We start from the raw sequence: 20,657 nt of genomic DNA on the forward strand, positions 1-20,657 counted from the left end.
ATGGAAGTTATACGCATCCGCGCGCTGCGCGGTCCCAATCTTTGGAGCCACCACACGGCGGTTGAAGCCATCGTCTCCTGCACGCCCGACGAGGAAAACATCGACAAGCTGCCCGGTTTCGAAGTGCGCCTGCGTGCGCGCTTCCCTGGGATTGCGGCGCTGCAGCCCATCGGCCACAACGACGCGATTCCGATGGCGCATGTGCTGGAAGTGGCCACGCTGGCGCTGCAAGCCGAAGCGGGCTGCCCGGTCACCTTCAGCCGCACCACGGCGACGCTGGAAACCGGCATCTACCAGATGGTGGTGGAGTACACCGAAGAAGAAGTGGGCCGTCTGGCCGTGGAACTGGCCGAGCAGCTGCTGAGAGCCGCGCTGGACGACCAGCCCTTCGACCTGCCCGGCGCGCTGGCCCAACTGCGCGACCTGGACGAAGACGTGCGCCTGGGCCCGAGCACCGGCGCCATCGTGCACGCGGCCGTGGTGCGTAACATTCCGTTCAAGCGCATGACCAAGGGTTCCATGGTGATGTTCGGCTGGGGCTCGCGCCAGCGCCGCATCCAGGCTGCCGAAATGGACTCCACCGGCGCCATCGCCGAGACCATCGCGCAGGACAAGGAACTGACCAAGAAGCTGCTGGACGCCGCCGGCGTGCCGGTCCCGCACGGCCGCACCGTAGTGGACGCGGACGACGCCTGGGCCGCCGCCAACGAAGTCGGCCTGCCGGTCGTGGTGAAACCGAAGGACGGCAACCAGGGCAAGGGCGTGACGGTCAACGTCACCACCCAGGAGCAGATGACCAAGGCCTTCAACGCCGCGCGCGAATTCCGCGACGACATCCTGGTCGAACGTTTCCTGCCGGGCCACGACTTCCGCCTGCTGGTGATCGGCAACAAGCTGATCGCCGCTGCGCGCCGCGACCCGCCGCACGTGGTTGGCGACGGCGTGCATTCGGTGCGCGAACTGGTGGACCTGGTGAACGCGGACCCGCGCCGCGGCTCCGGCCACGCCACCTCGCTGACCAAGATCCGCTTTGACGATATCGCGCTGGGCCGCCTGGCGCTGCAAGGCTACGAAGCCGACTCCGTGCCGCCCAAAGGCCAGCGCGTCACCCTGCGCAACAACGCCAACCTGTCGACCGGCGGCAGCGCCACCGACGTGACCGACGACGTGCACCCTGAAGTAGCGGCGCGCGCGGTGGAAGCGGCGCAGATGATAGGCCTGGACATCTGCGGCGTGGACGTGGTGTGCGACAGCCTGCTGCAGCCTATCGAAGCCCAGGCGGGCGGCGTGGTGGAAGTGAACGCCGCGCCCGGCCTGCGCATGCATTTGACGCCATCCTACGGCAAGGGCCGTCCGGTGGGCGAAGCCATCATCTCGGCCATGTTCCCCGAAGGCGACGACGGCCGCATTCCCGTGGTGGCGGTGACCGGCACCAACGGCAAGACCACGACCGTGCGCCTGATCGCGCACCTGATGGCCTCCAGCGGCCTGCGCGTGGGCATGACCAATACCGACGGCGTCTACATCAACGGCCGCCGCACCGACAGCGGCGACTGCTCCGGCCCGCGCAGCGCGCGCAACGTGCTGCAGCATCCTGATGTGGACGCGGCCGTGTTTGAAACCGCGCGCGGCGGCGTGCTGCGCGAAGGCCTGGCCTTCGACCGCTGCAAAGTGGCCGTGGTGACCAACATCGGCGCGGGCGACCACCTGGGCCTGAACTACATCACCACCGTGGAAGACCTGGCGGTGCTCAAGCGCGTCATTGTGCAGAACGTGGACAAGAACGGCGTGGCCGTGCTGAACGCCATGGACCCTATCGTGGCCGGCATGGCCGCGTCCTGCAAAGGCAAGGTCACCTTCTTTGGCGCCGACCGCGAGCATCCGGTTATCGCCACGCATCTGGCGCAAGGCCGCCGCACCGTCTACATCGAAGACGGCCAGTTGATCGCCGCCGAAGGCAAGCACGCGGAAGCGGTGCCGCTGTCCGAAGTGCCGATCACGCGCAACGGCGCCATTGGCTTCCAGGTTGAGAACGTGATGGCCGCCGTGGCCGCCGCGTGGGGCGCAGGCATCGACTGGGAGTCGATCCGCAAGGGCCTGGCCACCTTCGCCAACGACAGCGACAACGCGCCCGGCCGCTTCAATATGTTCAATTACAAAGGCGCCACCGTGATCGCCGACTATGGCCACAATCCGGATGCCATGCTGGCGCTGGTGCAGGCCGTGGACGCGCTGCCGGGCAAGCGGCGTTCGGTGGTGATCTCCGGCGCCGGCGACCGCCGCGACGAAGACATCCGCCAGCAGACCGAAATCCTCGGCAAAGCCTTCGACGACGTGCTGCTGTACCAGGACCAGTGCCAGCGCGGCCGCGCCGACGGCGAAGTGGTAGCGCTGCTGCGCCAGGGCCTGACCGGCGCGCCGCGCACCACGCACATCGACGAAATCAATGGCGAGTTCATCGCCATCGACAAAGCGCTGGCGCGCCTGCAGCCGGGAGACTTGTGCCTGGTGCTGGTGGACCAGGTGGAAGAATCCCTGGCCCACATCGCCAAACGCGTAGCCGAAGCCTAAGCCTGGCAGCACTCTATAAAACCCGCACACTGCGGGTTTTATTTTTTTGGGGACGCTGAGACCCGTAGGGCGGGTTAGCAGCTCCGCTGCGTAACCCGCCAGCTCCGTCGGAGAACAAACAATTGGACACCAAACAGCTCAAAGCCCACTGCGCCGGATTCCCCGGCGCCACCGAGACCCTGCACGGCGCCCCCAGCAACATCCTGGTGTACGCGGTAGGCGGCAAGACCTTCGCCTACTTCAAGACCAGCGAGCCCGAGCGCTGGCGCTTCAGCTTCCGCGCTTCGCCCGACCGCTTTGTGGAACTGACCGGCGTCCCCGGCGTCAAACCCGCCCGCTACATGGGCCGCTTCCACTGGGTCACCATCGTCAACGTCCAGCACTTCCCGGCAGACTACCTGGCCGAGCTGCTGCAATGGTCCTACGACAAAGCGTTATCCGCCCTGAGCAAGCCCAAGCGCCTGGCTGCGCTGGCAGCTTGAACGGCTTCCCCATGACACAAGACGATCTGCAACGCATTGCCGACTACGTAATGCCGTCATTCCCCGCGCGGGTTTCGGACCTGGGATTCCTTTTCGGCACCCGCCACGGCGTGCCAGAGTTCTGCGAAGCGGCGCATGAATTGTGGCAGAAGGGCATGTTCAAGCGCTTGCTGATATCCGGAGGCTGCACCGGATCATCGCCGATAGCGGAGGCGGACATGATCGCCGAACAGCTGATCGCGCTGGGCATACCCGAATCCATTCTCATACTGGAAAGCGCCGCCACGAACACCGGCGAAAACGTCCGCTTCGGCCGCGCCAGGGTGGCCGAGGTGATGGACCCCGCCGCGATTCAAAGTGTCCTCGTCATCGGGAAAATATGCTCAAGCCGCCGCTATCTGATGACCTTGCAAAAACACTGGCCCGGATTGACCATGTGCCTTAGTCCCGTCAACTATTTTGGCGTGCCCGCCGAGTGCTGGCACGAGCATGAAGAATTCCGCGCCCGCGTGCTCAGCGAATTCGACAAGATCCCGCGCTACCTTGCCGAAGGCTTCCTTGCTGAGATTAACGCCTGCGCAGGATCACCCTGCTAAGTCAGCGGCCCCAGTGACAATTCGTGATTTTTCCACTTGGGCAACATGCTATCCTGAATCTGCCTTGGGATTGTCTTGGCGGTTTCAAATACCAAGCGCAACACTGGGTTAATTAACAGTGTCAGTTGGATGTTGTAGCAGTTCGATGTGTTGAGTATAAACGACGAGTGGCGATTCGTAATTGAGCCTTGCTCTGGGGCGCGTATTGAGCGATAAGGCGATGGCGTCGAGCTCGTCCTGCGAGTAGATCGACAGGTCGGACCCCTTCGGCATGTATTGGCGCAGCAGCCCATTGGTGTTCTCGTTCGAGCCGCGCTGCCAAGGGCTGTGCGGGTCGGCGAAATAGATCTGGACACCGGTGCGCGCGGTAAGGATTTTATGGCCGTGCATCTCGCGGCCCTGGTTGTAAGTCATGGTCTTGCGCATCGCCGCCGGCTCGCGGTTGAGCACAGCGGAGAAGCTGTCGATGACCGCCTTGGTGGTGGCGTTGTCCATCTTGGCGAGCACCACAAAGCCGGTCGTGCGTTCGACCAGCGTGCCGACCGACGAGCGGTTGGCGGCGCCTTTGATGAGGTCGCCCTCCCAGTGGCCAGGGATGAGCCTGTCCTCAACCTCTGCTGGACGGATATGGATGCTTTGCATATCCGGGATTTGGCCGCGCCGGTCAGTGCCCCGGCTGCGGGGTTTGCGGACTTGATTGTGGTGGCGCAGACAGGCGATCAACTCGCGCTTGAGTTCACCGCGCGGATGCACGTAGATGGCGTTGTAGATAGTCTCGTGGGACACGGTCGCGGTAGGGTCGTCTGGCCAAAGGGCCTTGAGTTTGCGCGCTATTTGCTGCGGTGACCAGAAAAGATTCAGGTGATGCCGGACCACCTGGAATAACACGCCGTCCGGATGCAGTTTCGGCAGGCGGCGTGGCAGCACGCGCCGGGCTTGACACTGTGCATGGGCGGCGTCGGCGTCATAGACTCCGACGCCGCTGGTGCGCTTGAGTTCGCGGCTGATCGTGCTGGCAGAACGACAAAGGCGTTTAGCAATGGATCGGGTGGAGCACTGGTCGTCGCGCATGGTCATGACGACAGCGCGCTCCTGGGTTGTCAAATGTTTGTAGATTCTCGCCATGGCGGCACCTTACAGCAAAAGGTGTTGCACTTGGTCTTTGAGAACACCGTCCCAAACGAAGTGGTAGCTCAGGGTTTTTGTCGGCTTGCTCAGCAACGCACAGACAAGTCGCACCGATATATTGAACCACGTGATGGTTAGCTTCGGGGCAAAAGCCTGGCCTAAACGACATATTCCACTGTATCTCCCTAGGGGTAGGCGAGGTGTTGATTTCAGTAGAGGAAAGCACAAATTGGGTACACAAGCGTTTGCGTCGGTAGAGGAGTATTTGGGGTCATTGGATAGTGTAAAGGCGAAAACACTTCGCACCATTATCACTTTTGTGCTCAGCGAGTTTCCTGAGCTGAAAGCCAAGCTTGCCTGGAATGTCCCGCACATCCACTGGAACGGCAAGTATCTGGCCGGCTTGGCTGCTTACAAAAATCATCTGACATTTGCTCCATGGAGCGCCTCCGTGATGGAGACTTTCAAGCCGAGGCTCCAGGGTCTTGTTGTTTTTAAGAATTGTTTTCATATCCCGGTTGACTGGAGTATGGACGAGGGCTTGGTGAAAGACTTCGTGCGCGCCCGGCTGGCTGAGCTGGACTAGCGTTTGTATGCCCCATCTAACAGATGGAATGCGAAATAGTCCCTAAGGTGGAGTCTTACACGTCCACTCGCATAGGGGTAGTACAGATGAATACTCGCAGCCTGATTTCTTCCACTCTGATCGGCGCCGTCGCCAGCGCGCGGTCCATGACGCCGATGGCCACGCTCGCGGCGGCGCGCCTTGCGCAGCGCCAAACAAGCGGAGAGCTGGTCCTGCTGGATCGGCCGGTGTTCAAGTACGGTGCGCTCGCCATGGGGCTCGGAGAGCTGGCCGGTGACAAGATGAAGTCCGCACCTGACCGGACTGTCTTTCTTGGGCTGCTGGCGCGCGTGTTGAGTGCCGGGATTGCCGGCGCGGCGCTGGCGCCCAAGGGCCGGGAGCAGGCTGGCGCTGTAGTCGCAGTGGCAACTGCCGTGCCGCTTGCCTACGCGACGCTCGCTGCCCGCAAGCGGGCCATGGCGCAGATCGGGCAAACCCGGAGCGGGCTGATTGAGGATGCGCTGATCGTGATAGCCGGTGCTGCGGTGGTGGCCCTGTCAACCAGGCCTGAGCGCACCGCCTTAGGCAGCGAGTGAAACGGACGCGAGCGGGGCGAGGCGGGCGGTGGCGCCTTCGATGAAGTGCGGGGCGAACATGCGCTTCTCGGCGGCGCCACCGGGGTTGTCGATTAGGTTGTGCAGCAGGTCGGCCGCCGCTGCCGCCATTTGCTGCATGGGGTGGCGCAGGGTGGTCAGGTTGTAGCTGAGCCACTCGGAGGCCTCGACCGCATCAAAGCCGGCCACGGACAGCTGCTCCGGCACGTTCAGCCCGAGTTCGTGGCGCGCGCAGTCCAGGCAGCCTATGGCCATGACGTCGGTGCCGCAGATGACGGCGTCCGGTACCCGGCCGTTGCTGCGCGCGATGATTTCGCGCAGGCCCAGCTTGCCGCTGGTGTAGTCGAAATTGCCGCGCACGATCAGCGGTTCCGGCAGCATGAGCTCGGCGAGCCGTTCGCAGACGCCGCGCCGGCGTTCGCTGGCCACGGCGTTGTCCTGCGCGCCGTCGATGATGCCGAACACGCGGTGCCCGGCCGCAGCCAGCCGCGAGGCCAGCGCGCGGCCCGCTTCGTACTGATCGCAGGCCACGGTGTTGGCGGCCTGGCCGCGCAGGTTGCGGTTGAAGACCACCAGCGGCACCCGGCGGCGCTCGAACTCGGCCACTTGCGCCTCGCTCAGCGTGGCGGCGGCGATCACACCGTCCACCTGGTATTGCCAGACGTCGTTCATCACGCCGTCCAGCTCGCTTTCGCGGTTCAGCGTGAACAGCAGCACGCGCTTGCCGCGCCGCGCCAGTTGCTTGCTCAGTTCGGACAGCGCTTCGGGGTAGAAGAGATTGGCTGCGTTGGAGATGATGACCGCCACCATGTTGCTGCGCCGCGTAATCAGGCTGCGCGCCGCTGCATTGGGGATGTATTCCAGGCTGCTGGCCGCTTCCATCACGCGCTTGAACGTGTCCTTGGACACGCTGGCGCCCGGTTTGAAGCAGCGCGACACGGCCGATTGCGACACGCCCGCCACCAGCGCCACGTCGTAGGACGTCACGCGCCGGTTGTCGCGCAGTATGGCTGCCTTGTGTTCCGCAGCGCTCGGTGCCGGCGCGTTTTTCGTAGGTCTCATCTCTGTTGGGCCAGGCATTGCATGTTTATAGTTATTTCCTGAGGATATCTTATTGTCTTACCGTATGGCAATAGTCTGCGATAATAATGCTGGCAAGTGTCGTTAAATAGGCGCAGGGCAGGCCGTTTCTGCTAAACTACCGCCCCTTAGAATTTACTGGAAGATAGACATGGCCATAGCTTGCGGAGTCGATTTTGGCACGTCCAATTCCACGGTGGGCTGGGTGCGTCCCGGCCACGGCACCATGCTGGCCCTGGAGGACGGCAAAACCACCTTGCCCTCGGTGGTGTTCTACAACGCCGAAGACGAGGAAGTCACGTTCGGCCGCGCCGCGCTGAGCGAATACCTGGCCGGCTACGAAGGCCGGCTGATGCGCTCGCTGAAAAGCCTGCTGGGCACCAGCCTGATCGACGGCCAGACCGAAGTGGGTGGCCGCGCGCTGCCGTTCCGCATGCTGCTGGCCAACTTCATCGGCGAAGTCAAGAAGCGCGCCGAGCAGGCATCCGGCCGCCAGTTCACCTCGGCCGTGTTCGGCCGCCCGGTGCACTTTATCGACGATAACGCCGCCAATGACCAGCTGGCCGAGGATACGCTGGCCGAGATCGCCCGTTCGGTGGGCTTCAAGGATATCGCGTTCCAGTTCGAGCCCATCGCCGCCGCTTTCGACTACGAGTCGCAGATCGACCGCGAAGAGCTGGTGCTGATCGCCGACATCGGCGGCGGTACGTCGGACTTCTCGCTGGTGCGCCTGTCGCCCGAGCGCGCCAGGAAGGCCGAGCGCCGCGACGACATCCTGGCCACCGGCGGCGTGCACATCGGCGGAACGGACTTTGATAAATACCTGAGCCTGTCGGCGGTGATGCCGCTGCTGGGTTACGGCACCCAGCTGAACAACAATAGCGAAGTGCCGTCCAGCTACTTCTTCAACCTGGCCACCTGGCACACCATCAACCTGGCTTACACCAAGAAGATGTGGACGCAGCTGTCGGAGCTGGTGCGCGACGCGCGCGAGCAGGACAAGCTGAGCCGCCTGCAAAAGCTGATCGACCAGCGCGCCGGCCACTGGCTGGCGATGAAGGTGGAGGAGGGCAAGATCGCCCTGTCCGGCGCCGAGCACGTGGCGCTGGAGCTGGACCGATTGTCGCCCGCCGTCACGCTGGACCTGAGCCGCAGCAGCTTCGACAGCGCTATCGGCCACCTGGTCGGCTCGGTCGAGCAGACCGTGCAGAAGATGCTGGCGGACGCGGGCGTCAAGCCGGAGCAGGTGGACACGGTGTTCTTCACCGGCGGCTCGAGCGGCGTGCTGTCGCTGCGCGAACGCATCGGCGCGGTGCTGCCTGCCGCGCGCAAGGTGGAAGGCGACCTGTTCGGCAGCATCGGCGCCGGCCTGGCGCTGGACGCGGTGCGCAAGTTCGGGGGCGCGTAATGACGGTGTACAGCAAGCCCATCGTGATGATCGACTTCGAGACCACGGGGCTGTCGCCGGACATGGGCGACCGCATCACGGAGGTGGCTGCGCTGCGCATCGAAGACGGCCGTATCACCGACCGTTATGTCTCGCTGATCAATTGCGGCGTGCGCATACCCAGCTTTATCACCGGCCTCACTGGCATCACCCAGCAGATGGTGGACAGCGCGCCGCCGGTGGACGAGGTGGTGCCCGAGCTGCTGGACTTTATCGGTTCCGACGCGCTGGCCGCGCACAACGCCAGCTTCGATGAGAAGTTCTTGCGCGCGGAAGCGGGCCGCTTTGGCCTGGCGCCGGCGCACCAGGGCACGGTCTGTTCGCTGAAGCTGGCGCGGCGCGTGTTTCCCGCGCTGGGCAGCTATAAGCTGGGCCAGCTGTCCGGCCAGCTCGGCATCCGCTTCAAGAGCGCGGCCCACCGGGCCGAGTCGGACGCGGAAGTGGCGGCGCAAGTGCTGCTGCATATCGCACGCCACCTGGGCGATACCTACGGCCTTGCCCAGGTTGAGCCGGAACTGCTGCTGTCGGTAAACAAGCTGGCGGCGGCCAAGGTGCATGCTTATCTGCTCAAGCAGACCGGCAAGTAGGAGCCGGATGGTCCGCTAGCCGAAAATTTCCGCCTGGCTATCAATTCGCAATCATGATTGAGCGCGATCAAAAGGATGCTGGCCTGACTGACTAAACTTTGTGCACACGCGTCGCAAAGAGTCATCATGGACCATCGCTATTCCCCCGCCGACAGCACTATCTTCTCCTGGTACCGCGATGCTGCAGCGCGCGGCAATCCCTACGCCCAGTTCAACCTGGCCCTGCTGTACAAGAAGGGCCAGGGCGTGCGCCGCGACGACGAAAAGGCCTTCATCTGGATGCGCCTCGCCGCGCTGCAAGGCTTGGCGTTTGCGCAAAATCATCTTGGCGCCATGTACTACAACGGTCGCGGCACGGCCTGCCGCGACGCCGAGGCCGCCTTCTGGTTCCGCCTGGCCGCCGAGCAGGGCGAAGCTTCCGCGCAGCAGAACCTGGGCCAGATGTACCGCAAGGGGCGCGGCGTGGCCCGCAGCGATGACACCGCGCTGGCCTGGTTCAGCCGCGCCGCCGCGCAGGGCGTGGCCAGTGCGCAGGCGCTGGTGGGCGAGGCTTATCTGCTGGGGCTGGGCACGCGGCGCAGCGATCCGCTGGCGCTGGCCTGGCTGCGCAAGGCGGCCTTGCAGGGCGACGCGGACGCCCAGCTCAACCTGGGCCGGATGCACCAGCGCGGCCAGGGCGTGCCGCCCAGCGAAGCCGCCGCGCTGGCCTGGTTCCGGCAGGCCGCCGCGCAGGGCCACGCGGTCGCGCAGCGTCTGGTCGGCATCGCCTACGCCGAGGGGCGCGGGGTGGCGCCCGACCAGCGCCGCGCCTACAGCTGGCTGGCGCGCGCCGCCGCGCAGGACGACGTCGACGCCCAGTTCAGCCTGGCCGTGCTGCTGGCCAATGGCTACGGCGTGGAACGCGACGAGCCGGAGGCCCTGATCTGGTATCGCCGCGCCGCCGAGTCCGGCCACGCGCAGGCGCAGTCCAAGCTGGCCGCCATGTATGCGCAGGGACGCGGCGTGGCCGCCGACGCGGCGCGCGCGCTGGAGTGGTATTGCCAGGCGGCCGAGCAGGGCGTCGTCACTGCCCAGTTCAACGCGGCAGTCATGTATGCCAACGGCCACGGCGTGGAGCGCGACGAGGTGCGCGCCGTGGCCTGGTACCAGGCTGCGGCGGCCCAGGGCGACGCCAGCGCGCTGAACAACCTGGGGGTGATGTACGCCAACGGCCAGGGCGTGGCGCGCGACGACGAGGCGGCGGTGGCCTGCTACCGCCAGGCCGCCGCCAAGGGCCATGTGCTGGCGCAGTACAACCTGGGCGGCATGTATCACAGCGGACGCGGGGTGGCGCGCGATCCGGTGCAAGCGTATATCTGGATTGCCGTGTCGGCCGCCGGCGGCAACGCCTGCGCGGCGGCGCAGCGCGAGCAGATGCGCGGAAAACTGAGCGAGGCCGAGCTGGCCGGTGCGCTGGCCGCCGCGTGCGCGCTGGCCGAGCAATTTCCCGCCAGCGGCGAACAGCCGGCCTGCCAGCAGGCGGGCGCCTAGCCGGGCTGGACGTGCTGGCGGCGGTCCGCGAACAGGCTGTTGCCGTGGATCTTCTTGGCCTGCTTCTTGGCGTCCGAAGCCTGGGTGGCGATCTGGTGGTGGGAATAGTACTGGTGCGGCTCCACGCGTATCGTGCCTAGAGACAGGCTCATCAGCGAATAGAACACTTTTTTCCCCTGCCTGTCCTCGCTGATATAGCCACCGCGGTCGCGGTCCTCCAGGCTGTAGAAGTCCAGCACGCTGCTCTCGAAATCGGCCAGGATGGCGCGGCAGCGCGTTTCCCAGTCCTCGCTCTGGAACAGCAGCATGAAGTCGTCGCCGCCGATATGGCCGATAAAGTCGCGGTCGGGATCGCAATGGCCGCTGAGGATGCGGGCCGTCATCTGGATCACGTCGTCGCCCCGGCGGTAGCCGTACACGTCGTTGAAGGGCTTGAAGTGGTCCAGGTCGCAATAGCAGACCCAGAAGCGCGTGCCGCTTTCAAGCAGGCGGTCTATATGTTCGTTGATGGGCACGTTGCCCGGCAGCTGGGTCAGCGGGTTGGCGTAGCGCGCCGCGTGGATCTGCATCTGCGTGATTTCGCGCATCAGGTCGTGGCCGGTGCCCATGCCCAGGTAGCGCCCGTGCTCGGTGATGATGAAGCCGTTGAACAGGTGGTGCGCGGCCGACTCCACCATGCGGTAGGACAGGTCCTGCAGGCTGGTATCCTTGTCGGCGATCAGCGGCTTGGGGTCCATGAAGACCTTGCAGGACTTCTTGCCGTACAGCTCGCGCTGGTAGGGGCGCGCAAAGTGGTCGATCATGTCGAAACGGCTGATCAGGCCGAGCGGCTCGCCGCCGTCCACCACCGGGATAATCATCAGCTTGGGCTCGGCCATGAAGATCTCGTAGACCTCGTTGTTGCTCATGGACGGCGGCACCGCCGCTACCTCGTGCAGCAGCTTGGCGATGCTGGCGGCCTGCTTTTCGGCGCCGCGCTGCGGATACACGGCCACGCCGTTGCGGCTGAGCGCCTTGGCCACTTCGGCCGGCAGGGCGCGCGCCGGCGCGTGATGCGGCCGGCCAAGGTGGTAGCCCTGGCCGTAGGCCACGCCGATATCGCGCAGCACCAGCAGCTCGGCCTGGGTTTCTATGCCCTCGGCGATGACCAGCGTGTCGGACTTGTCGGCGATCTCCTGGATGGAGCGCACGAACTGCAGTTTCACCGGGTCGTGGTTGATGCCCTGGATGAAATGCATGTCGATCTTGACATACTCGGGCCGCAGTTCCGACCACAGGCGCAGGCTGGAGAAGCCTTCGCCCAGGTCGTCGATGGCGATCTGGAAGCCCATGTTGCGATAATGCAGCACCGCTTCGCGCATCAGTTCGTAATCATAGGTGGGCTGATTTTCGGTCAGTTCGATAATCACGCGCTCCGGATTGATGCCGAGCTGTTGTATGTATTGCAAAGTTTCGCCGCGCGTGCCGTCCGGCTGCAGCAACAGGCATTCGGGGCTGACGTTGAGGAAGAGCTTGCCCGGCAGCTTGAGTTCGGCGAAGCGCTCCAGCACCACGCGCCGGCACAGATGCTCCACCTCCACCGTGCGTCCGCACACGCGGGCCGCCTTGAACAGGTTCAGCGGCGAGTGCAGGGGGCTGTCGGACGGGCCGCGTATCAGTCCCTCGTAGGCAATGATGTCGCCATCCTGCATGCGGGCGATGGGCTGGAACAGGGCGTTCAGCTGGCGCCGCTCGATGATGTCGTTCAGTTGCATGCGAAGCAAGGCGTCGTCGTCGGGTGCGGGGCGCAGATAGGCCACATTGTTCATGGTAAGCAGGCAAGAAGTAGCAAGTGTGTGATGGTAAGCAGGGAATGTGACAGGTTGATGAATTCAGGAAACTACTTAACGCTGTCCGCTGCTGGCGCTACAATAGGATTTCCTCTATCAGCACTCATGCCCGCACCGATGCCGAAACCGTTCCCCCGCCTGGCCGCCGTCGCTACCCTCTGTTTGCTGGCGGCTGGCGCCCGCGCGTCCGGCGTTGCCGTGGCGGTGCACGACAGCACCGGGACGCCGCTGGCCGACGCTGTGGCCTGGCTGGAGGCCGAGGCCGGGCAGGCCGTGTCCAAGGGCGCGCTGAAAACCGCCGAGATCGAGCAGAAGAGCTTGAAATTCATGCCGTTGGTGACCGTGGTGCAGACCGGCACCCGCATCGACTTCCCGAACAACGACAAGGTGCGCCACCACATCTACTCCTTCTCGCCGGCGCACAAGTTCGACCAGAAGCTGTATTCGGGCACCACGGCCACGCCGCAAATCTTCGACAAACCCGGCATTGTTGTGCTGGGATGCAACATCCATGACAAGATGGTGGCCTATGTGCGCATCGTCGACACGCCTTACCTTGTGAAGGGCGACGCGGCCGGCGTGGGCCGCATCGACGCGCCGGCCGGCAAATACGTGCTCAAGGTCTGGCATTTCAATATGGCCGGCGGACAGCCCGCCGAGCAGGCGGTGGTGGTCAAGGCCGGCGACGCGCTGGGCACCGCCAGCTTCCGCCTGCCCATGAAGCCGCCCGTCAGCGGCGACGCGCTGTAGGAGCCCGCATGCGCTTCCACTTCCGCAGCCTGGAGAGCCGCATCGTCACGCTGTTCCTGCTGCTGATCGTCGCGGTGCAGGTGGCCGGGCTGCTGCTGATCCAGCGCGGCATCGACAGCAATGCGCGCGCTTCCATCAGCGTGGAGCTGGGCAACGGCGCCAAGGTGTTCCGCCGCCTGCTCGAGCAGAATGCGCAGAGCCTGCGCTTCGGCGCCCGCCTGCTGGCGCGCGACACCGCCTTCGTGGCCGCCATCGGCAACAACGACGAGTCCGACCGCGCCACCATCGAATCCGCGCTGGCCAACAGCGGCCGCCGCATCAAGGCCACCGCGTCCATGCTGGTGTCGGCCGAGCGCAAGATCACCGCCACCACCAGCGAAAGCCAGTCGGCCGGCCTGGAAAAACTGGTCATGAGCATGCTGGACCAGGCCGAAGCGTCGGACGGCGCCAACGGCATCGCCATGGTGGACCGCTATCCCTACCAGGTGGTGGTGATGCCGGTGAAGGCGCCCATCGTCATCGGCTACATCGTCATGACCTTCCCGATCGACGGCCAGCTGGCCGGCGAAATGCAAAGCGTGAGCGGACTGCACACGTCGATACTGACGCGCGACCGGCAGGGCGGGCTGCTGCCTGTGGCGTCCACCTTCCCGGCGCCGGTGATTGCCGCCCTGACGCACAGCATCGAGACCATGCCGGCGCGGCTGGACGCGTCATTCGACGTGACGGTGCAGGACGCGCGCTACAGCGTGCGCCAGCTGCTGCTGGGCGAGGACGCCGGGCAGGCCGTGAGCGTGCTGCTGGTGCGCTCCATCGACGAGGCCATCGCCGAATATGCGCGGCTGGAGCGCTGGCTGCTGGGCCTGGCCGTGGCCGGCATCCTGATCTCGGCCGCCGCCAGCGTGTTCACCGCCAAGCGCATCGCCCAGCCGCTGACCCTGCTGGCCGACACCGCCAAGCGCCTCGAGCGCGGCGACTACAAGGGCCAGATTGAATTCAAGCGCGAGGATGAGATCGGCGCGCTGGCGCAGGCCTTCGACAGCATGCGCGACGGTATCGCCAAGCGCGAGCAGGAAATCCGCCGCCTCGCGTACTGGGACACGCTGACCGGCCTGCCCAACCGCGCCCAGTTCGTGCTGCACCTGAACGACTCCATCGCCGAGGCGCGCAAGCGCGAAACGCCGGTGTTTGTGCTGATGATGGACCTGGACCGCTTCAAGCACGTGAACGACGTCATGGGCCACAGCTTCGGCGACGCGCTGCTGCGCCAGGTGGCGGGGCGCCTGCAGGTGCAGCTGGCCAACCGCCGCAACACCTCGGCCCAGGTGGCGCGCCTGGGCGGTGACGAATTCGTGGTGCTGCTGCCGGATACCACGCTGGAGCAGGCGCAGGTGATCGCGCGCGAAGTGCTGACGGCGCTGGAAACGCCGCTCTCGCTGGACGAGCAGATGGTGGACATCGGCGCGGGCCTGGGTATCGCCGGCTACCCGCTGCACGGCGACAACGCCGAGTCCTTGCTGAGCGCGGCCGAGGTGGCCATGTACACGGCCAAGCAGCGCAACGACGGCGCCGTGGTGTACGACGCGGCCATCGACAAGAGCAGCGAGCAAAGCCTGTCGCTGCTGACCGAGCTGCGCAACGCGGTCGAACGCAACGAATTCCGCCTGTTCGTGCAACCCAAGATCATGCTGGGCAGCGGCAAGGCTGTGGGGGCCGAGGCGCTGGTGCGCTGGGTCCATCCCGAGCGCGGCAATGTCTTCCCCGACCAGTTCATTCCCTTCGCCGAACAGACCGGCTTTATCCGCGTGCTGACGCGCTGGGTGATGGAGCAGTCGGCGGTGCTGTGCCGCCAGCTGGCCGCGCAGGACATCAAGCTGAAGATTTCCGTCAACCTGTCCACGCGCGACCTGATGGACCAGGACCTGCCGGTGAAATTCGCCGAGCTGCTGGCGCGGCACGAACTCGAGCCGTCCGCCTTCTGCCTGGAGATCACCGAAAGTGCCATCATGGACGACCCGGTGCGGGCCCAGAACACGCTCGAGCGCCTGCACGGCATGGGCATGGAACTGTCCATCGACGACTTCGGCACCGGCTACTCCTCGCTCGCCTACCTGAAGCGGCTGCCGGTGGACGAGCTGAAGATCGACAAGTCTTTTGTGCTGAACATGGAGAACGACATCGGCGACAGCAAGATCGTGCGCTCCACCATCGACCTGGGCCACAACATGGGCCTGCGCGTGGTGGCCGAGGGCATAGAAAGCGAGGCCGTCTGGCGATTGCTGGCGCGCATGGGCTGCGACCAGGGCCAGGGCTACTTCATGAGCCGCCCCATGCCGGCCGAGCAGCTGGCCGGCTGGCTGGAGAAATGGCAGCCGCCGGGGGCGCCCGCAGTGGTGGCCGAGAGCACGCTGGCCGAATAAAAAGCGCTGCGCCGCGTTTCGGAACATTTCAAATTTGTCATATTCCACGCTATGATCGTCAGAGGCGCGGCACATCCGCGCCCTTCCCAAATAACCGGACGAGACGAATCTATGCAATTACGACGTGCTTCCCTGATCTTCGCACTGGCCGCCGCATTCAGCGGCACTGCGCTGGCGCAAACCTGCCCCGGCAATGGTGCGGTAGTGAGCTACCCGCTCAGCAAAAAGGTCGACCAGCAGGACAACTACCACGGCACCACGGTGGCCGATCCTTACCGCTGGCTGGAAGACGCCAACAGCGCCGAAACCAAGGAATGGGTGGACGCGCAGAACAAGCTGACGCAAGGCTACCTGGGCCAGATCCCGGCGCGCGAGGCCATCAAGGCCCGCCTGACCAAGCTGTGGAACTTCGAGCGCTACGGCGTGCCGTACAAAGAAGGCGGCCGCTACTTCTACAGCCGCAACGACGGCCTGCAGAACCAGTCCGTGCTATACACCATGAAAACCCTGGCCGACACGCCGCGCGTGCTGCTGGACCCGAACACCCTGTCGTCCGACGGCACGGTGGCGCTGGCCGGCGCGGCCGTCAGCCCGAACGGCAAGCTGCTGGCTTACAGCACCGCCGCCTCCGGCTCGGACTGGAACGAGATCAAGGTGCGCGCCATCGACAGCGGCAAGGATACCGAAGACCATATCAAGTGGGTGAAGTTCTCCCGCACCGCCTGGAACCATGACGGCAGCGGCTTCTACTACAGCCGCTACGACGAGCCGACCGAAGCCACCAAGCTGGCCGGCGTGAACTACTTCCAGAAGCTGTACTTCCACAAGATCGGCACGCCGCAAAGCGCGGATACGCTGGTGTACGACCGCCCGGACCAGAAAGAGTGGGGCTTCGGCGCGGAAGTGACCGACGACGGCCGCTACCTGATCATCAACGGCAGCCATGGCACCGAGCGCAAGAACCGCGTCTTCGTCAAAGACCTGGCCAGCAAGGACAGCAAAGTGGTGGGCCTGCTGGAGCAGTTCGACGCGGCCTACGACTTCATCGCCAACGAAGGCACGGTGTTTTATTTCCGCACCGACAAGAACGCACCCAAGTCGCGCATCATCGCCATCGACATCCGCAAGCCTGCGCCGGACCAGTGGAAAGAATTGGTGCCGGAAGCGGCCGAGACGCTGACCTCCGCCAACATCATCAACAAGCAACTGGTGCTGAACTACCTGACCGACGCGCACAGCGCCGTGAAGATTTTCGACCTGAAAGGCAAGCCCGTGCGCACGCTGGACCTGCCGGGCATCGGCTCGGCCAGCGGCTTCCTAGGCAAGGCTACGGATGCGGAGACCTTCTACTCCTACACCAGCTTCACCACCCCGGCCACCATTTACCGCTACGATATGAAGTCCGGCAAGAGCAGCGTGTACCGCCAGCCGAAAGTCGACTTCGACCCGGCCGCGTATGAGACCCGCCAGCAGTTCTACACCAGCCGCGACGGCACCAAGGTGCCGATGTTCATCGTGGCCAAGAAAGGCATCAAGCTGGACGGCAGCAACCCGACCTATCTGTACGGCTACGGCGGCTTCAACGCCTCCATGACGCCGTCGTTCTCGGTGGCCAACCTGGCGTGGCTGGAAATGGGCGGCGTGTACGTGCTGGCCAACCTGCGCGGCGGCGGCGAATACGGCGAAGCCTGGCACAAGGCCGGCACCAAGCTGCAGAAGCAGAACGTGTTCGACGACTTCATCGGCGCGGCCGAATGGCTGGTGGCCAACAAGGTCACCTCGCCGGCCAAGCTCTCGATAGGCGGCGGCAGCAACGGCGGCCTGCTGGTGGGCGCGGCGATGACGCAGCGCCCCGAACTGTTCGCTGCGGCCCTGCCGGCGGTGGGCGTGATGGACATGCTGCGCTTCCAGAAGTTCACCATCGGCTGGGCCTGGACCTCGGACTACGGCTCATCGGACAATCCGGAAGAGTTCAAGGCCCTGGTCAAATACTCGCCGCTGCACAACCTGAAAGCGGGCGGCTGCTACCCGGCCACCATGGTCACCACCGCCGACCATGACGACCGCGTGGTCCCGGCCCACAGCTTCAAGTTCGCCGCCGCAGCGCAAGCCGCGCAAGCGGGCGCCAACCCCATCCTGATCCGCATCGACACCAAAGCCGGCCACGGCGCCGGCAAGCCGACCGCGAAACAGATCGAAGAAGTGGCCGACCGCTGGGGCTTCCTGACCCGCGCCCTGAACATGGGCGCCCCAGCCGCCCCTGTCTCCGGCGGCAGCCAATAAGCCCTAATCCCCACCGCAAAATCAACCCTGACCCCTTTTTCTTTGGAAGAAAAATGGGGTCAGGGCTGATTTGTCTTTGAGGTAAGTTGCGCTTATTTTCCGTGGCCGGATACGAGCATGAATGAGGTCTTGATGCCGGCCAGTTCCGGCACGGTGCCGGGGCTGGATACTTCGGCGCTGTAGTCGCCGCGCACCAGGTCGATGCGGCCTATCTTGCGCAGTACCGCCATGTCGGCGCCGCCTGCGGCGAACTTGCATAGCGAGATGAAGGTCTGGTCCACCACCACCGCGCCGCCCGGCCGGCTCCGCACCACCACACGCACCGGTATGGGCTGCCCCAGTCCTTCGCGCCGCGCCAGCGGGATGTTTTCGTAGCTGGTCTTGCCCTCGCAGTATTCGCCGTCGTAATGCGTTCCCGCTATCTGGCCTATGCGCTGCAGGTCGTCCTTCGCCTGCGGCGTGAAGCTTAGGTCGAACTCGTAGCTCTTATTGCGTACTTCAGCGTTACTGGACGGGCTATTCGACGACGTGGACAGCTTGTGTTCGGCAAGGTGCGCATTCGTTCACAAATTAGAGGTAGTCCCTTTGCTCGGCCGACGGCTGTCGCCTCGTTGACGTCGGAGTTGATTTATGCAACAACGCCTTCGCAATGTGAAGTTGTGGCGTTCATGAAGCCATACTTTTGGGGCCTGAAGTTACTTCATTTATAGTATCAATGCCGACACCAAAATAATTGTTAATTTTCATGTAACAAATTGTATCTGTGATATTTTGATAGAATCTCAGCGTAACGAATCAGTTACTATTCGTGCGATTGCAAAAATACAATCAATTGATGTGATTTCATAACCCTTGGTGACATATGTACAAATGCCCGCATTGTGAGAATCTGACGATTTCCCCATGGTCGCAAATAGCTCCGCCTTTTAAGGGAATTATTCAATGTGAAAAATGCAACAAAAAATCAAAAATAAAGCTTAAACTTAGCAATTTTTTGGTTCCATTTGCTTTTTTCTTGATAGTTGTGGCAAATAAAATATCAAAGGATTTTATTGAAGACGGGGGCTTTTACAAATATCTCATTCTCATAGTTGCGGGATATTTCTCCATAAGAAATGTCGAATATGTGCAACTAAAGGATTCCGATCAAAGCATTAATAAGGACTAGAATGAAGAAAATTGCTAAGTTGGCGTTATATTTTTTTTCTGCTTTTCTGATTGCGAGTGGAACTCATGCCTCAGAGCGCAGCAATCAGGAAAATGCGCAATCTCAAGAGCCGGATTGCGTGGCATACGCTGAGATAAAAAACAAGTCCCAGAAAATTTCCACTCGCTTGGGAAAAGAAATCTTTTTTAAGAAAAATGAGATTGGTCAGATAACGCTAATGAAGATTAATGGCGTTTCTTACATTCCGACTTATGATGAAAACTTACCAAGCAAAGTCTTATCAATTAAAAATGAAGTTACCGGGAATTCTGAAAACATTGCTGACTTTTCTTATGCACAATCGCATGAAGCACGAGGGCAGAGTAAGCCTAAATTAAGGCACGGTCTGCGCCCGTGCAGGAGTACGATGCAAGGTACATCAGCGCTCTCAAAAAATGGGGATGTCATATTGACCCCTATGAGTGACGAAGGCGACGAATGGCCTGAGGTTCGTGATGACTGGCAAGACGAGTACGGTCAAGAAGAATGGTGGGATGGGGAAAATGAACCGTATTACGAAGAGGCGTATGAATCATGGGAGTTGGAATACGCAAATTGGAATTCGTCAACTTCCACCACGGCTCAATGCGTGGATCGCGCTGGTGCGTGCAGCGATAAATGCGATGACGAGGGTGAAAAAAGAGGTTATGCCTGCATAGTATTTGCCGTAGTTTTTGCTGAAGCTCCTCCATTGGCACTCGCTGCAGCTGTAGCTTGTGCAGCCTCGAGTGATAAATTGAAGGGGAATTGTAAGGCGAGCTGCCCAAGTACTGGCAGCTGTTTCTAATATAGCTTTTCGTTGCCACTGCCTTATTTCAAAATCTGTGTGGTGGCATTTGAGGGAAAAATGTTTAAATTTATCTTAATTGCCATTCTACTCCTAGCGTCTCGAGTCGCTTATTGTGCAGATGAGAACACTATTAAGGAAAAGATTCAAGCTAAGTTTCCAGATAGAAAAATTGAAAATGTCACCTATGGTGCTCACGGTCTATACGAAATATCTTCGGAGGGTAAAATAATTTATGCAGACGCCACTGGTAGGTTTTTATTTATTGGATCCATTGTTGACTTGGAAACAAAAACCAACGTTACAAAAAAACAATTAACCAAAATAAATACAATTGATTTTTCCACTTTGCCAGTTCGGGATGCAATAATTATAAAAAATGGAAATGGGTCGAGGAAAATTGCTTTGTTCACCGATCCAAATTGCAAATTTTGCAAAGTTACGGAAAAGGAATTAAAGGATTTGGACAATGTTACGATATACGTATACATGTATGGGGTGCTTTCAGAGTCCTCTTTAGAAATATCTCGGGACGTATGGTGTAGTTCTGACAAGGCAGGGAGCTGGCAGCAATGGATGCTAGAGGATATACGTCCAGCCACTGCGAGTGCTGGTTGTGTGTCTCCAAACTCAGAAGTGCTAAAGCTCGGTAAACGATTGAATATTAAAGGTACGCCGTCTACTTTCTTCGCAGACGGATCTAGAGTGGTTGGGCTTCTGACTCGGACAGCTGTGGAGAAAAAATTCGACGCTTTGAAGGAGTACAAGTCATCTCGTTAAA

The 20,657-nt window shown here is 62.2% G+C and carries 17 protein-coding genes; 13 read left to right on the top strand and 4 right to left on the bottom strand.

The window, feature by feature from the left end:
* The 3 genes from cphA (at position 1) to KT882_RS15810 (ending at position 3,649) form a co-directional block, all read left to right on the top strand.
* Positions 1-2,571 (top strand): cyanophycin synthetase, encoded by a 2,571-nt coding sequence (cphA, locus tag KT882_RS15800; RefSeq protein ID WP_161075267.1) that lies wholly within the window; start codon positions 1-3, stop codon positions 2,569-2,571.
* Positions 2,572-2,693: 122 nt separating this feature from the next.
* A complete protein-coding gene (locus KT882_RS15805; protein ID WP_161075266.1) occupies positions 2,694-3,053 on the top strand; it encodes an MmcQ/YjbR family DNA-binding protein in 360 nt (119 codons plus the stop codon).
* Positions 3,054-3,064: 11 nt separating this feature from the next.
* Positions 3,065-3,649 carry a YdcF family protein gene (locus KT882_RS15810; RefSeq protein ID WP_161075265.1) on the top strand — a complete coding sequence of 195 codons (585 nt, stop codon included), beginning with the start codon at positions 3,065-3,067 and terminating at the stop codon, positions 3,647-3,649.
* A gap of 108 nt (positions 3,650-3,757) precedes the next feature.
* On the opposite strand, the gene KT882_RS15815 is transcribed toward KT882_RS15810, so the two are convergent.
* Positions 3,758-4,774: an IS30 family transposase gene (locus tag KT882_RS15815; protein WP_267478614.1), complete on the bottom strand. Its 1,017-nt coding sequence runs from the start codon at positions 4,772-4,774 to the stop codon at positions 3,758-3,760.
* A gap of 232 nt (positions 4,775-5,006) precedes the next feature.
* On the opposite strand from KT882_RS15815, the gene KT882_RS15820 reads away from it, so the two are divergent.
* Both KT882_RS15820 and KT882_RS15825 read left to right on the top strand, forming a co-directional pair.
* Positions 5,007-5,363 (top strand): iron chaperone, encoded by a 357-nt coding sequence (locus KT882_RS15820; protein WP_228892455.1) that lies wholly within the window; start codon positions 5,007-5,009, stop codon positions 5,361-5,363.
* An 86-nt stretch (positions 5,364-5,449) separates the two neighbouring features.
* Positions 5,450-5,938, top strand: a complete 489-nt coding sequence (locus KT882_RS15825) for a hypothetical protein (protein ID WP_161073422.1) — start codon at positions 5,450-5,452, stop codon at positions 5,936-5,938.
* Here the strand turns inward: KT882_RS15825 and KT882_RS15830 are convergent.
* Entirely contained in the window at positions 5,924-7,018 is a 1,095-nt protein-coding gene (locus KT882_RS15830) for a LacI family DNA-binding transcriptional regulator (protein ID WP_161073423.1), read from the bottom strand. The genes KT882_RS15825 and KT882_RS15830 overlap by 15 nt on opposite strands.
* 169 nt (positions 7,019-7,187) lie before the next feature.
* On the opposite strand from KT882_RS15830, the gene KT882_RS15835 reads away from it, so the two are divergent.
* The 3 genes from KT882_RS15835 (at position 7,188) to KT882_RS15845 (ending at position 10,600) form a co-directional block, all read left to right on the top strand.
* Positions 7,188-8,444 carry an Hsp70 family protein gene (locus KT882_RS15835; protein WP_161073424.1) on the top strand — a complete coding sequence of 419 codons (1,257 nt, stop codon included), beginning with the start codon at positions 7,188-7,190 and terminating at the stop codon, positions 8,442-8,444.
* Entirely contained in the window at positions 8,444-9,070 is a 627-nt protein-coding gene (locus KT882_RS15840) for a 3'-5' exonuclease (protein ID WP_228892456.1), read from the top strand. The genes KT882_RS15835 and KT882_RS15840 overlap by 1 nt, the downstream gene beginning before the upstream one ends.
* 126 nt (positions 9,071-9,196) lie before the next feature.
* Positions 9,197-10,600, top strand: coding sequence for an SEL1-like repeat protein (locus KT882_RS15845; RefSeq protein ID WP_161073425.1), 1,404 nt, complete (start codon positions 9,197-9,199; stop codon positions 10,598-10,600).
* Here the strand turns inward: KT882_RS15845 and KT882_RS15850 are convergent.
* Positions 10,597-12,408 (bottom strand): GGDEF domain-containing protein, encoded by a 1,812-nt coding sequence (locus tag KT882_RS15850; RefSeq protein WP_161073426.1) that lies wholly within the window; start codon positions 12,406-12,408, stop codon positions 10,597-10,599. The two genes, KT882_RS15845 and KT882_RS15850, sit on opposite strands and share 4 nt — an antisense overlap.
* A gap of 126 nt (positions 12,409-12,534) precedes the next feature.
* Between KT882_RS15850 and KT882_RS15855 the strand changes: the two genes are divergently transcribed.
* The 3 genes from KT882_RS15855 to KT882_RS15865 all read left to right on the top strand — a co-directional run bounded on the left by KT882_RS15855 (position 12,535) and on the right by KT882_RS15865 (position 17,882).
* Positions 12,535-13,179 carry a methylamine utilization protein gene (locus tag KT882_RS15855; protein ID WP_228892457.1) on the top strand — a complete coding sequence of 215 codons (645 nt, stop codon included), beginning with the start codon at positions 12,535-12,537 and terminating at the stop codon, positions 13,177-13,179.
* Between the two features lie 8 nt (positions 13,180-13,187).
* Positions 13,188-15,599 (top strand): bifunctional diguanylate cyclase/phosphodiesterase, encoded by a 2,412-nt coding sequence (locus KT882_RS15860; RefSeq protein WP_161073427.1) that lies wholly within the window; start codon positions 13,188-13,190, stop codon positions 15,597-15,599.
* 111 nt (positions 15,600-15,710) lie between these two features.
* Positions 15,711-17,882, top strand: a complete 2,172-nt coding sequence (locus KT882_RS15865) for a prolyl oligopeptidase family serine peptidase (protein WP_228892458.1) — start codon at positions 15,711-15,713, stop codon at positions 17,880-17,882.
* Positions 17,883-17,974: 92 nt separating this feature from the next.
* Here the strand turns inward: KT882_RS15865 and KT882_RS30895 are convergent, their stop codons facing one another.
* Positions 17,975-18,418: a DUF5625 family protein gene (locus KT882_RS30895; RefSeq protein WP_407682050.1), complete on the bottom strand. Its 444-nt coding sequence runs from the start codon at positions 18,416-18,418 to the stop codon at positions 17,975-17,977.
* A 633-nt stretch (positions 18,419-19,051) separates the two neighbouring features.
* Here KT882_RS30895 and KT882_RS15875 point away from each other — a divergent pair.
* Together KT882_RS15875 and KT882_RS15880 are read left to right on the top strand one after the other, a co-directional pair.
* On the top strand, positions 19,052-19,876 hold the full coding sequence (locus KT882_RS15875; protein ID WP_228892460.1) for a hypothetical protein: 825 nt from the start codon (positions 19,052-19,054) through the stop codon (positions 19,874-19,876).
* 60 nt (positions 19,877-19,936) lie between these two features.
* On the top strand, positions 19,937-20,656 hold the full coding sequence (locus KT882_RS15880) for a DsbC family protein (RefSeq protein ID WP_228892461.1): 720 nt from the start codon (positions 19,937-19,939) through the stop codon (positions 20,654-20,656).
* Position 20,657: the final 1 nt, after the last annotated feature.

This window comes from Pseudoduganella aquatica, assembly GCF_020865585.1.
Classification (GTDB): Bacteria; Pseudomonadota; Gammaproteobacteria; order Burkholderiales; family Burkholderiaceae_D; genus Rugamonas; species Rugamonas aquatica_A.

What these genes read in the sequence shown, in the direction of transcription:
- KT882_RS15810 (WP_161075265.1), top strand. Translation starts at nt 3,065, where the DNA reads ATGACACAAGACGATCTGCAACGCATTGCCGACTACGTAATGCCGTCA.
- KT882_RS15845 (WP_161073425.1), top strand. Translation starts at nt 9,197, where the DNA reads ATGGACCATCGCTATTCCCCCGCCGACAGCACTATCTTCTCCTGGTAC.
- cphA (WP_161075267.1), top strand. Translation starts at nt 1, where the DNA reads ATGGAAGTTATACGCATCCGCGCGCTGCGCGGTCCCAATCTTTGGAGC.
- KT882_RS15880 (WP_228892461.1), top strand. Translation starts at nt 19,937, where the DNA reads ATGTTTAAATTTATCTTAATTGCCATTCTACTCCTAGCGTCTCGAGTC.
- KT882_RS15835 (WP_161073424.1), top strand. Translation starts at nt 7,188, where the DNA reads ATGGCCATAGCTTGCGGAGTCGATTTTGGCACGTCCAATTCCACGGTG.
- KT882_RS15825 (WP_161073422.1), top strand. Translation starts at nt 5,450, where the DNA reads ATGAATACTCGCAGCCTGATTTCTTCCACTCTGATCGGCGCCGTCGCC.
- KT882_RS15865 (WP_228892458.1), top strand. Translation starts at nt 15,711, where the DNA reads ATGCAATTACGACGTGCTTCCCTGATCTTCGCACTGGCCGCCGCATTC.
- KT882_RS15840 (WP_228892456.1), top strand. Translation starts at nt 8,444, where the DNA reads ATGACGGTGTACAGCAAGCCCATCGTGATGATCGACTTCGAGACCACG.
- KT882_RS15875 (WP_228892460.1), top strand. Translation starts at nt 19,052, where the DNA reads ATGAAGAAAATTGCTAAGTTGGCGTTATATTTTTTTTCTGCTTTTCTG.
- KT882_RS15860 (WP_161073427.1), top strand. Translation starts at nt 13,188, where the DNA reads ATGCGCTTCCACTTCCGCAGCCTGGAGAGCCGCATCGTCACGCTGTTC.
- KT882_RS15855 (WP_228892457.1), top strand. Translation starts at nt 12,535, where the DNA reads ATGCCCGCACCGATGCCGAAACCGTTCCCCCGCCTGGCCGCCGTCGCT.
- KT882_RS15850 (WP_161073426.1), bottom strand. Translation starts at nt 12,408, where the DNA reads ATGAACAATGTGGCCTATCTGCGCCCCGCACCCGACGACGACGCCTTG.
- KT882_RS15815 (WP_267478614.1), bottom strand. Translation starts at nt 4,774, where the DNA reads ATGGCGAGAATCTACAAACATTTGACAACCCAGGAGCGCGCTGTCGTC.
- KT882_RS15830 (WP_161073423.1), bottom strand. Translation starts at nt 7,018, where the DNA reads ATGAGACCTACGAAAAACGCGCCGGCACCGAGCGCTGCGGAACACAAG.